Source organism: Streptomyces sp. (assembly GCF_031178505.1).
Taxonomy (GTDB): Bacteria; Actinomycetota; Actinomycetes; order Streptomycetales; family Streptomycetaceae; genus Streptomyces; species Streptomyces gulbargensis.
The window spans coordinates 1-11,413 of sequence record NZ_JAPSIW010000156.1 but is presented as its reverse complement, the minus strand read 5'-3'; the positions used below and the strand labels follow the sequence as shown (position 1 = coordinate 11,413).

8 protein-coding genes and 1 pseudogene are annotated in these 11,413 nt (G+C 74.0%); 3 read left to right on the top strand and 6 right to left on the bottom strand.

Annotation, left to right across the window (positions count from 1 at the left end):
* A partial coding sequence (locus RIF68_RS13580) for a PHP domain-containing protein (protein ID WP_309051480.1) occupies positions 1-2,459 on the bottom strand: 2,459 nt, incomplete at its 3' end.
* Between the two features lie 158 nt (positions 2,460-2,617).
* Here RIF68_RS13580 and RIF68_RS13575 point away from each other — a divergent pair.
* The gene (locus RIF68_RS13575; RefSeq protein WP_309051479.1) at positions 2,618-3,661 is read left to right on the top strand and encodes a DUF3533 domain-containing protein; all 1,044 of its coding nucleotides are present in this window, start codon (positions 2,618-2,620) and stop codon (positions 3,659-3,661) included.
* Positions 3,662-3,751: 90 nt separating this feature from the next.
* Here the strand turns inward: RIF68_RS13575 and RIF68_RS13570 are convergent, their stop codons facing one another.
* The 4 genes from RIF68_RS13570 to RIF68_RS13555 form a co-directional block, all read right to left on the bottom strand.
* Positions 3,752-4,645, bottom strand: coding sequence for a S1 family peptidase (locus RIF68_RS13570; RefSeq protein ID WP_309051478.1), 894 nt, complete (start codon positions 4,643-4,645; stop codon positions 3,752-3,754).
* A 119-nt stretch (positions 4,646-4,764) separates the two neighbouring features.
* Positions 4,765-5,637, bottom strand: a complete 873-nt coding sequence (locus RIF68_RS13565) for a S1 family peptidase (RefSeq protein WP_309051477.1) — start codon at positions 5,635-5,637, stop codon at positions 4,765-4,767.
* A gap of 231 nt (positions 5,638-5,868) precedes the next feature.
* On the bottom strand, positions 5,869-6,666 hold the full coding sequence (locus tag RIF68_RS13560) for a DUF1684 domain-containing protein (protein ID WP_309051476.1): 798 nt from the start codon (positions 6,664-6,666) through the stop codon (positions 5,869-5,871).
* Positions 6,667-6,743: 77 nt separating this feature from the next.
* A complete protein-coding gene (locus RIF68_RS13555) occupies positions 6,744-8,000 on the bottom strand; it encodes a DUF5685 family protein (protein ID WP_309051475.1) in 1,257 nt (418 codons plus the stop codon).
* A gap of 393 nt (positions 8,001-8,393) precedes the next feature.
* Between RIF68_RS13555 and RIF68_RS13550 the strand changes: the two genes are divergently transcribed.
* Positions 8,394-8,828 (top strand): cell division protein SepF, encoded by a 435-nt coding sequence (locus RIF68_RS13550; RefSeq protein ID WP_309051474.1) that lies wholly within the window; start codon positions 8,394-8,396, stop codon positions 8,826-8,828.
* A gap of 51 nt (positions 8,829-8,879) precedes the next feature.
* Here RIF68_RS13550 and RIF68_RS13545 read toward each other — a convergent pair whose 3' ends face one another.
* Positions 8,880-10,598 carry an MFS transporter gene (locus RIF68_RS13545; protein WP_309051473.1) on the bottom strand — a complete coding sequence of 573 codons (1,719 nt, stop codon included), beginning with the start codon at positions 10,596-10,598 and terminating at the stop codon, positions 8,880-8,882.
* 403 nt (positions 10,599-11,001) lie between these two features.
* On the opposite strand from RIF68_RS13545, the pseudogene RIF68_RS13540 reads away from it, so the two are divergent.
* Positions 11,002-11,413 (top strand): annotated as a pseudogene (locus RIF68_RS13540) (phosphoesterase PA-phosphatase); the annotation flags it as partial.

Below are 11,413 nucleotides of genomic sequence, written 5' to 3'. Positions count from 1 at the left end.
TTGAGCCAGGCGGACTGGTAGGTCGGGACGGCGAAGGCGACCGCGTGCGCCTTGCAGAAGCCGTAGGAGCCGAAGGCCTCCACGATCTCCCAGGTCCGGGTGACCGTCTCGGCGTCGTACCCCCGTTCCCGCGCGGCCCGCTCGAACCAGGTCCTGATCCGCCCCTGCGCCTCGGGGTGCGAGAGCCCGCGCCGTATCTGGTCGGCCTCGTCCCGGCCGCAGCCGGTCATGATGCGGACGATCTCGATGACCTGCTCGTGGAAGACGACCACGCCGTACGTCTCCTTCAGCGGTTCCTCCAGGTCGGGGTGGGGGTAGCGGGCGGGGGCGCGGCCGTGCCGGGCCTCGATGAAGGGGCGGACCATGTCGGCGGCGACCGGGCCCGGCCGGAAGAGGGAGATGTCCACGACCAGGTCGTGGAAGCCGGCGGGCTGGAGCCGCCCTACCAGGTCGCGCTGGCCGGGGGACTCGATCTGGAAGCAGCCGAGGGTCTCGGTGGAGCGGATCAGCCGGTAGGTCTCGGGGTCGTCCTCCGGCAGCGCGTCGATGTCGGGCCGCCGGCCGGTGGCGCGGCCGACCTCGGCGACGGCGTGGGCCATCGCCGACTGCATGCGCACGCCGAGGACGTCGAGCTTGAGCAGGCCGAGTTCCTCCACGTCGTCCTTGTCGAACTGGGACATGGGGAATCCCTCGCCGCTGGTGGGGACGACGGGGGTACGGCCGAGCAGCGAGGCGTCGGAGAGCAGGACCCCGCAGGGGTGCATGGCGACCCCGCGCGGCAGCGCGTCGAGCGCCTCGACCAGTTCCCAGAGCCGGCCGTACTTCTCCCGTTCCCCGGCGAGCGCGCGCAGCTCGGGCAGTTCGTCGAGGGCGGCGAGGGCGTCCCGGGCGCGGATGTGCGGGAAGGCCTTGGCGAGCCGGTCGGTCTCGGCCGGGTCGAGGGAGAGGGCGGCGCCGACGTCGCGGATCGCGTGGCGGACCCGGTAGGTCTCGGGCATGGCGACGGTGGCGACCCGCTCGGTGCCGAAGCGGTCGATGATCGCCCGGTAGACCTCCAGGCGGCGGGCGGACTCCACGTCGATGTCGATGTCGGGCAGGGCGGTGCGGCGCTTGGAGAGGAAGCGTTCCATCAGCAGGCCGTGCTCGACCGGGTCGGCGTGGGCGATGCCGAGGAGGTGGTTGACGAGGGAGCCGGCGCCGGAGCCCCGGGCGGCGACCCGGATGCCCATCCCCCGAACGTCGTCCACGACCTGGGCGACCGTCAGGAAGTAGGTGGCGAAGCCGTGGTGGGCGATGACGTCCAGCTCGCGGTGCATCCGGTCCCAGTAGTCCCGCCGCTTCTCGTACCCCTTGAGGACCATGCCGGCGGCGGCCCGGGAGGCGAGCACCCGCTGGGCGGTCCGGTGCCCGGCGCCGACGAGGTACGGCTCCGGGAAGTGCGCGGAACCGATGCCGAGGTCGTCCTCGGGGTCGACCAGGCAGGCGGCGGCGACCTCCTCGGTCCGGTCGAGCAGCCGGTGGGCGGCGTCCCTGCGGAAGCCGGCGGCCTCCACGATCCGCTCGGCGGCGGCCCGCATGCCGTCGGGGCCCTCGGCGCCCTTGAGCCAGGCCTCTCCGCTGTCGAGCTCCTTGCGGGGGTCGACGGGGACGAGCCTGCGGGCGGAGTCGAGGACGTCGGCGACCGGTCCCTGGCCGCGGTCGGCGTAGCGGACGGCGTTGCCGATGACGGGGCGGACGCCCTGTTCGGCGGCGAAGCCGACGGTACGGGCGGCGAGCCGCAGGGAGCCGGGGCCCGTACCGGTGCGGCCGTGGTGGACGGCCTCCAGGCACAGCGCGTCGCCGTACCGCTCGCGCCAGGGGACGAGCAGCCGGGCGGCCCGGTCGGGGCGGCCGGCGGCGAGGGCGCGGCCGACGTCGGAGGCGGGGCCGAGCAGGACGAACACGTCGTCGCCGAAGGCGGAGCGGGGCAGCAGGGGCTCGCCCCCGTCCGCGTGGGCGGCGGTGATCATCGCGCAGAGGGAGGCCCAGCCGGCCCGGGAGCGGGCGAGGAAGACGGCCCGGGGCGCGGACTCGTCGAGGAAGGCGCCGCCCCGGACGGGTACGCGCCGGGTGGAGCCCTGGCCGGCCGCGCCGGCCGCGCCGGCCTCGGCGGGCCCGCGCGGGCCGGTGACTCCGGGCACGGCCGGGTGCGCCCCGGACGGGCCGGCGCCACTCCGCGGGCCGCCGGTGCCCGGGAGCTCCGGCGGTTCGTGGGCCAGGTCCACACCGAACAGGGGACGTACGCCCGCCTCCTCGCACGCCTTGGCGAAGCGGACGGCCCCGGCGAGCGTGTCGCGGTCGGTCAGGGCGAGCGCGTCCATGCCGCGCTCGGCCGCCCGGGCGGCGAGCAGCTCGGGGTGCGAGGCGCCGTAGCGCACGGAGAAGCCCGAGACGGTGTGCAGGTGTGTGAAGCCCGGCATGGCTCACCTCCCGCAGTCCCGCACTGACATTCGTACAAACGTTCCCACCCCCTCCACTCACCCTAGCTCATTTCGAACGTCCGTACGATAAGCATGTGCGTCACTCGTTCGGCCCTATCCCGCCTGCGGGAACATCCCCCGGCCCGGAGCGTGGGGGCATGAGTCTCGTCGATGAACTGAAAAGTGCCGTCACCCCACGGGCCGCCCTGCTCGTCGTGGGCGTCCTCGCCCTCCAGCTCCTGTTCATCGCCTCGTACGTCGGGGCCCTGCACCATCCGAAGCCGAAGGACGTCCCCTTCGGGGTGGCCGCGCCCCCGGCGGCCTCCGCTCAGCTGGTCGAACGGCTGGGGAAGCTCCCGGGCGGGCCGCTCGACCCACGGGCGGTGGCCGGCGAGGCCGAGGCGCGCGAGAAGATCATCGAGCGGGAGCTCGACGGCGCCCTCCTCGTCGACCCGCGCGGCCGTACCGACACCCTGCTCGTCGCCTCCGGCGGCGGCACCGTGCTCTCCTCGGGCCTGCAGAAGATCCTCACCGAGGTGGAGAGGACTCAGGGGCGGACCGTGCGGACGGTCGACGTGGCACCCGCCTCGCCGAAGGACTTCGACGGGCTCTCCGCCTTCTACCTGGCGGTCGGCTGGTGCGTCGGCGGCTACATCTGCGCCGCGATCCTGGCCATCAGCGCCGGCTCCCGCCCGGCCAACCGCGAGCGGGCGGTCATCCGGCTCGGCGTCCTCGCCCTCTACTCGGCCCTCGGCGGCCTGGGCGGCGCGGTCATCGTCGGCCCGATCCTGGGCGCCCTGCCCGGTGGCGTCGCCGCCCTGTGGGGCCTGGGCACCCTGGTGGTCTTCGCCGTCGGCGCGGCCACCCTCGCCCTCCAGTCCGTCTTCGGGATCGTCGGCATCGGCCTGGCGATCCTGCTGGTGGTCGTCGCGGGCAACCCGAGCGCGGGCGGTGCCTTTCCCTCGCCGATGCTGCCGCCGTTCTGGAAGGCGATCGGCCCGGCCCTGCCGCCGGGCGCGGGCACCTGGGCGGCACGCTCGATCGCGTACTTCAAGGGCAATTCCCTGACGGCACCGATGCTCGTCCTCGCCGCCTGGGCGGTGGTCGGCGCGGCGGTGACCCTGGTCCTCTCCTCCCTGAAGCGCCACCCGGAGGCGGAGCCGATCGCCTCGGAGGTGGGCGAGACCCGCCGGGCTCCGTGACCCTCCGCCCCCCTGGAACGGGTGATGCCCCCGGCGCGTCCGCCGGGGGCATCGCCGTGGCCGGTGTCAGGACACCGGCCGGTGCGCGGTTCAGTACACGCTCACGCCGTACGCGCTCAGCGCCTCCGTCACGGGCTGGAAGAAGGTCGTGCCGCCCGTGGAGCAGTTGCCGCTGCCGCCGGAGGTGAGGCCGATGGCGCGGCTGCCGGAGTAGAGCGGGCCGCCGGAGTCACCGGGCTCGGCGCAGACGTTGGTGCGGATCATGCCGTAGACGATGTCGCCGCCGCCGTAGTTCACGGTGGCGTTGAGGCCGGTCACCGAGCCGCTGTGGGTGCCGGTGGTGGAGCCGCGGCGGGTGACCGACATGCCGACGGTCGCGTTGGCGGCGCTGGTGATGTCCACGCTGCCGACCGAGCCGGACTTGGTGATCGTGCTGTTGGTGTAGCGCACGAGGCCGTAGTCGTTGTTGGGGAAGCTCGACCCGGCCGTGGTGCCGAGGACGGTGGTCTTGGAGGAGTTCGCGTACCAGGTCCCGGCGCCGTCGGTGCAGTGCCCGGCGGTGAGGAAGTAGTACGCCCCCGCGCCGTCCCGGACGTTGAAGCCGAGGGAACAGCGCCAGCCGCCGTCGGCGTAGATCGCGTCGCCGCCGGAGATCAGCTTGGTGAACTTGCCGGGGGTGCGTTCCACCTTGATCGCGCCGGCGTTGGTCCCGGCACGCTGCTTGATCTTGGCTATCTCGGCCGGGGAGACGGTGGAGTCGGCGGTCACGACCACCTTCCCCGCGGCGGGGTCGACGTGCCAGGCGGTGCCGGCCACGTCGGCCGCGAGGACGGCGTCGGCCGCCGTCGCGAGCTGGGCGGCGCCGTAGGTCTGCTCCGTCCCGGCGCTGGCGCTCGGGACGGCCAGGGTCGCGGCGGCGGCGAGCCCGGCGGTGACGGCGAGCAGACGGATCGTACGGGTGCGGGTGGTGCGCTGGGAACTCACGGACGTTCCTCCTGGGTGGGGGATCGGTGGGGGTGGAGTTCGCGGCCCCGTGCCGGGTGGTCGCGAGGCCGTGGTGCGCCGGCGCGTCCGTGACGGGGTGTCACGGAGGCGCGGGGGTCTCAGAGCAGGCTGACCCGGTACTTGGCGAGGGCCTCGGTCACCGGCTGGTAGAAGGTGGTGCCGCCGGTGGAGCAGTTGCCGCTGCCGCCGGAGGTCAGGCCGAGCGCCTTGGTGCCGTCGTAGAGCGCGCCGCCGGAGTCACCGGGCTCGGCGCAGACGTTGGTCTGGATCATGCCGCGGACGGTTCCGCCGCCGGAGTAGTGCACGGTGGCGTCGAGTCCGGTGACCGTGCCGCTGCGGGTGCCGGTCGTGGAGCCGGAGCGCTTGACCGGCTCGCCGACGTAGGCGTCGGCCGCGGTGAAGCCGCCGGTCCGGCTCAGCGAGGTGTTGTCGTAGCGGACCAGGGCGTAGTCGTTGCCCGGGAAGCTGGAGCCGACGGTGGCGCCGATCAGCGTCGACTGCGCGGAGTTGGCGTACCAGGTCCTGACCTCGTTGCCGCAGTGGCCGGCGGTGAGGAAGTAGTCGGTGCCGCCGCCGCGGACGTTGAAGCCGAGGGAGCAGCGGTAGCCACTGCCGTAGATGGCGTCGCCGGGGCCGAGGAGCGGCTTGAAGACGCCGGGGGTACGGGTGACGGTGAGCGCCCCGGAGTCGGCACCGGCCGCGCCGCGGAGGGTGGCGAGCTCCTGGTCGGTGACGGTGGAGTCGGCGGTGACGACGACCCGGCCCGCCGCTCTGTCCACGTACCAGGCGGTGCCGCCGATCCGGGCGGCGGCGGCGTCGACGGCGGCACCGGCACGGGCGAGCCGCTCGGCCCCGGCGGGGCCGGGCGCCGGGGCGGCCTGGGCGGCGGGGAGGCCGAGGGCGGTGACGGCCGCGAGTCCGGCGGCGAGGGCGAGCAGGCGGGTGCGGGTGTTCCTCACTGTGCTCCTCACATTTCTCCTTCTGGGAAAAGCGGAGGGGTCCGTGGGTGGCGGGCCCGTGAGGCGCCATCAGGTGACGTGTCCCTGACATGCACCGCCAGCGATAGTGGCGTGCCCCGGCCCGCCGCACAAGACCGCCGTCGTCACCGGTGTCCGCCGGCCCCCGCGGCCGGGGCGCCCGGCCGGCCGTCCTCCGGGGCCCAACGGCTCGCATCGGCCCAGGTGAGCGACGGGAAACGGGCCTCAGGAGGACACCAGCCGCCGCTCCCCCGCCGCGACGGGAACACCGAGCGTGTTCCCCGGCGGCGGGAAGGGGCAGATGAAGTGGTCCGCGAAGGCGCACGGGGGCAGCAGCGCCCGGTTGAAGTCCACCGTCACCGAACCGTCGGCGGCCGGTGCGGCCGGACGCAGGAAGCGGAAGCGGTAGCTGTCCCGCCCGCCGGTGGCGTCCGAGAAGACGGCCCACAGCGAACCGTCGTCCTCCACCGCCACCTGAAGGGTGTGCTCCACCCCGTCCAGCGCGAAGACCAGCTCCCCGGAGAGCCCGAGCCCGCGCTCCCTGCCGTCGGCGTTCTCCACCCGCACACTGCGCTCCTCCCCGTACGGCCGGAAGACGCCGGGGACCACCCAGCGCTCGTCGTACGGGGTGGCCTCGATGCCCCGGAAGGCGCGGCGCGCCGCCGACTCCGGGTCGAAGTCGCGGACGGCCCAGAGCCCTTCGCGGCGCATCACGACGAGCCGCCGGCCGGCCGATCCGACCCGGGAGGCGTGGACCGGGCCGTGGTCGGCGGTGAGCCGCACGGTGCCGATGAGGGGCTTGCCGTCGACGGTGACCGCGTCCTGCGCGTCCGCCGTCAGGACCACCTCGCCGTCCTCCTCACGCCACACCCCGGGCACGGCCGGAAGGCGCCCCTCGGGGTGGTCGGCGAGCCAGTACGTGCCCGTGAGGGAGAGGGGGCCGTACGGCGCGGCCACCGTGGCCTCGCGCCGCTCGTGCCAGTGCTGCCAGTCCTGCCGGCTCTGTCGTGGGTCGGTGCTCATGGTGCTCCACCTTTCCACACCGCCCGGCCGGGGTCACCGGTCGCGACGGCCGGACCCGGCCGGCGGCCGGCGGCCCGTCAGCAGCCGTCGCAGGGGCAGCAGCAGTCGCCGCAGCCCGGGCTGCAGTCGCAGTCCCGGCAGCAGCCCTCGCGCTTCTTGCGGGACCAGGGGCCCTCGTACTCCTTGGCGCAGCAGATCTGGCAGGTGCAGAAGAGCCAGGTGAACATGGCGCAGCCGGCGAGGAAGCCGCGCGGCTTCGGGGCCTGCGGCACACCGCCCCCGAACTGCGGCGGCAGCCCGCCCGGCCCTCCGCCGTGGGGGCCGCCCGCGCCCGGGCCGTAGGGGGTGCCGCCGTACGGAGTGCCGCCCCCGTACGGATTCCCGCCTCCCTGCGGGCCGTACGGACCGGGGCCCTGGGCACCGTACGGGTTCCCCGGCACCGGCCCGTGGCCGGATCCGGCCGCTCGGTGGGAGCAGGAGGGGGTACCGAAGGCGCGGTCCACGGAGGTGCGGAGTTCGTGGGCGAGGAGCACGTGGACGAGCCTGCCGTCGGCGAACTCGGCGTCCCTGAGCGCGAGGCGTATGCCGTGCAGGGCGTCGTCGGCGAGTCTGCGGGCCTCCGCTCGGGAGGTACCGGTGGCGGTGAGCGGGTTCCAGGCCCCGGACTCCGCGTCGGCGGCCTGGTCCTCGACGGCGTCGAGGAGGTGGGCGAGGCGGCCGAAGAGACGGCCGGCCTCGGCGAGCGGCGCCGCGTTGCCCGGCCGGCCGGCGAGGACGGCGGTGTGCGCGAAGGCGGCGGCGGTGGCCGTCTCGGTCGGCTCGGTGACGGCGAGCAGGGAGGTGCCGGGGCCGGCGAGCGCCTCGATCCCGGTCTGCCGGTCCACCGCGTCGACGAGGACGGCGGTGTCGAAGCCGAGGGCACGGCCGGTCCTGGCCCCGGCGCGGTCCCAGGAACGGGCGACCCGGCGGGCGGCCGCCGCGACCGGCCGGCGCGCCAGCAGGCCGTCCCGGTCGGCGACGTGGTCCCGCACCTTCGCCGAGGCGAGGACCAGCGAGACGGCGGCGGCCAGGCGCGCGCCCTCGCCGCGGGCGACGGGGGCGGTCCGCATCGCGCGGAGCGGGCAGGGCCCGGCGGTGCGGCGGCCCCCGGCCGTCACACCGGCCTGAGCTTCCGTCAGGACCGAGACGATCAGGCCGTCGTAGTTGGTGACGACCCGCGCGAACTGGCCGTGGTCGGCGCGGAGGGCCAGGCAGAGACCGCAGAGATGGGCCATCCACTCGGTCTTGAGGCCGTCGGTCAGCCGATGCGTGCAGGGTCTGACGATTCCGAACATGGACTCCCCCGTGAGTCGGTGCCCGAACGCGGCGCGCGCGGTCGGTGAGTGGTACGCGGCGCGCGGGAGCGACGCGTGTGAGCGGTGGTGCGGACCTGGCGCGAAAGTGCCGTCGGGCGGTCTCGCGGCATCGTAGCGAGCGCCCCCGTTCACCCGGACGCGCCCATGGTCACCCTTCCGGCACGACTTTCATATTTTCAGCTACATGGCCCCTCGCCAGTGGCCCTATACCGCATGTTTCCTGACGATTCGCCAGGTTCGGGCGCTCACGTTCTGCACCAGTACCGTCACGAATCCTCTGCGCGGCGCCTATCCCCTTGGCGCGCGATCCGCATCATGGACGACGATAGGGACATGCGGAACCACAAGTGACCGCGTTGAAAGGAGGCGTCGATGGGATCGGTGCGCAAGGCAAGTGCCTGGCTGGGACTCGTCGAGGACAACGACGAGCGTTACTACGACGACGAGTACGCCGACGGTGCCGAGAGCGGCGACGCCTGGGTGACGGACCCGCGGGTGCGGGTCGCCACGGACACCGCGGAGGAGCGGGGCCGCCGGATCGCCACCGTCTCCCCCGACGGCTTCCGGGACGCCCGGGGCATCGGCGAGCTGTTCCGGGACGGCGTCCCGGTGATCGTGAACCTGACCTCGATGGAGCCGGACGACGCCAAGCGCGTGGTCGACTTCGCCGCCGGTCTCGCCTTCGGCCTGCGCGGCTCGATCGAGCGCGTGGCGACGCGGGTCTTCCTGCTGACCCCGGCCGACACCCGGATCGTGAGCGGGGAGTCCGGCCGCCGGTCGCAGGACGGCTTCTTCAACCAGAGCTGAGCGGGTCCGCCGGCCCGACGGGTACGACCGGCGCGGCGACGGCGCGCCGGGTCAGTGCCCCGCACGCCCCGAGCCGGCGGGCTCGATCGCCTCGCGGGACGCCGGCACCCGCGGCTCGCACGCCCCGGCGGCCGGAACACCGCCGGTGCACGCCACCCGCTCCCTGCCCTCCACGCCCTCCCGGACGGCCGGGTCTTTGGGCCCGCCACCGGCGAGGCCGTCCTCAGGATCCACCGCGCACTCCATGACCCGGGGCAGCCGCAGCGCCATCAGCGCCCCGAGCAGCAGCAGCCCGGCACTCACGCACAGCGTGAGGTGCAGCCCGTCCACGAAGGCGTGCCGGGCGGCCCGGTGCAGCGCCTCACCGGCCGCGCCGCCGAGGTCGCCGGCGACCTGGTACGCCTCGCCGAGGGAGTTGGCCGCGGCCCGGCTCGCCTCCGCCGGAACCCCGGGGACACCGCTGAGCCCGGGGGCGTACGCGGCGTTCATGACGCTGCCGAGCAGCGCGATGCCCATGCCGGCGCCGAGCTGGTAGGAGGTCTCCCCGATCGCGGCCGCGCCACCCGCGCTGCGCTGCGGAGCCTCGCTGAGCATCGACTCGTACGCCGAGAAGAGGGTGGTCTGGAGACCGAAGCCGAGCAGGACGAAGCCCACCGTGAGCAGCAGCGGCCGGTCGTGCTGTCCCATGAGGGTGAGCAGGAGCACCGCGCCGGCGGTGAGCACGAAGCCCCAGCCGACCATCCGGCGCGGCCCGACCCGGCGCAGGGTGTACGAGCCGGTGGCGCCGGCGGCCATGGCGGCGAAGGTGAGCGGCAGGAGCCGGAGCCCGGTCTCCAGCGGGCTGAGGCCGAGGACCAGCTGGAGGTACTGGACGGCGATGAGCTCCAGGCCGACCAGGGCCAGCATGGCCAGGACGATGCAGCCGACCGAGGTCGTGAACGCGGCCCGGGAGAAGAGGCGCGTGTCGATCAGCGGGTGCGGGCGCCGCCTCTGGCGCCGTACGAAGAGGACGAGGAGCACGGCGCCGGCGAGCAGCGGCCCGGCGGTCGGCAGCGCGAGGAGCGGGTCCCCGGCGCCCGCCCGCTTCACGCCCAGCACGCAGCCGAGGACGCCGGCGGCGGCCATCAGGGCGCCCAGGACGTCCCAGGGGCCCTCACCGCTGCCCCGGGACTCGGGCAGCAGGCGGCGGCCGAGCGGCAGGATCAGCGCCATGAGGGGGATGTTGATGAGGAAGACGGAACCCCACCAGTAGTGCTGGACGAGGAAGCCGCCGAGCACCGGCCCCGCGGCGGCCCCGATGGCGGCGACCGCCGTCCAGACGCCGATGGCGGTGGCGCGTTCGCGCCGGTCGGGGAAGACCGCGCGGATGATGGAGAGCGTCGCCGGCATGATCATCGCGCCGCCGACGCCGAGCAGGGCGCGGGCGGCGATGAGCACGCCCGGTTCCGTGGCGAGGGCGGCGACGGCCGAGGCGACGCCGAACAGGCCGTACCCGAGGAGGAGCACCCTCCGCCGCCCGACCCGGTCGCCGAGCGTGCCGAAGAGGATCAGCAGCGAGGCGCAGACCAGCGGATAGGCGTCGACGATCCAGAGCAGCGCCGTGGAGCTGGGGCGCAGGTCCTCGGTGAGCGAGGGGACGGCGACGTGGAGGATGGTCGCGTCCAGGGCGACCAGGAGCAGGCTGACGCACAGGACGACGAGGACGAGCCAGCGGTGGGCACCGCCGTCGGCGGCACGCGGGTGGACTCGGGCCGTGATCGTCCGCGACATGTACGTACCTCCCAGTGAAGCTCTCGCGCTCGGTGGGCACCGACCAGGGCGTTCGCCCCCGGGGCGGCCCGGCATCGACGGGCGAGTGAGCCGTCAGCGTACGCGAGTTCAAGGGCCGAGCGCGTGGCGCAGCTCTCACCCCGCGGGGCCTCCGGGTGTGGCGTACGCCACTCGTCCACGTCCGCGCGTCGCATGGAATTCCGTACGGATGCCCGTCCGAAGCATTTCCCCGGGATACAAACAGGCTTCCGGATTCATTTCGCCGACATGCGGACCGATGGTCATCTGATTTTCGGACGGTGAGAGGGAATGGGCTCCACTGAGACCTACTCCACATCACATCGTCATCACGAAGGCACGGGATCGCGCGGGTCGGCTACTCACTCCCTGTAACGTCCATTGGGTGCGTACCGACATCTTTGCCCGGCTGGACCGGGAGCCGGAACCGCCGAAGATAGAGGTCCCGCGGATGACCCGCACGCGTCTCGCCCTCTTCGGCGGGACGTCGGCGTTCTATCTCGCCATCGTCGTGGCCGTTCTCCTCTCGACCTGGCTGGTGACCCTCGACTGGAAGATCATGCTCTTCCGTCCCTATCAGCAGTGGCCGGAACTCCACGCTTTCCTCGACTACTACGTGGTCCTCGGACAGCGCGGTCCCACGGCCGTGATGGTGGCCGCCTGGCTGGGGTGGCGCTCCTGGCGCCAGCACACGCTGCGGCCCTTGCTCTGCCTCGGCGCCGCGCTCCTGCTCCTCAACGTCTCGGTCGGCTCGGTCAAGCTCGGCCTCGGCCGTCTCGGCCCCCACTACGCGACCC

What these genes read in the sequence shown, in the direction of transcription:
- RIF68_RS13575 (WP_309051479.1), top strand. Translation starts at nt 2,618, where the DNA reads ATGAGTCTCGTCGATGAACTGAAAAGTGCCGTCACCCCACGGGCCGCC.
- RIF68_RS13545 (WP_309051473.1), bottom strand. Translation starts at nt 10,598, where the DNA reads ATGTCGCGGACGATCACGGCCCGAGTCCACCCGCGTGCCGCCGACGGC.
- RIF68_RS13555 (WP_309051475.1), bottom strand. Translation starts at nt 8,000, where the DNA reads ATGTTCGGAATCGTCAGACCCTGCACGCATCGGCTGACCGACGGCCTC.
- RIF68_RS13550 (WP_309051474.1), top strand. Translation starts at nt 8,394, where the DNA reads ATGGGATCGGTGCGCAAGGCAAGTGCCTGGCTGGGACTCGTCGAGGAC.
- RIF68_RS13560 (WP_309051476.1), bottom strand. Translation starts at nt 6,666, where the DNA reads ATGAGCACCGACCCACGACAGAGCCGGCAGGACTGGCAGCACTGGCAC.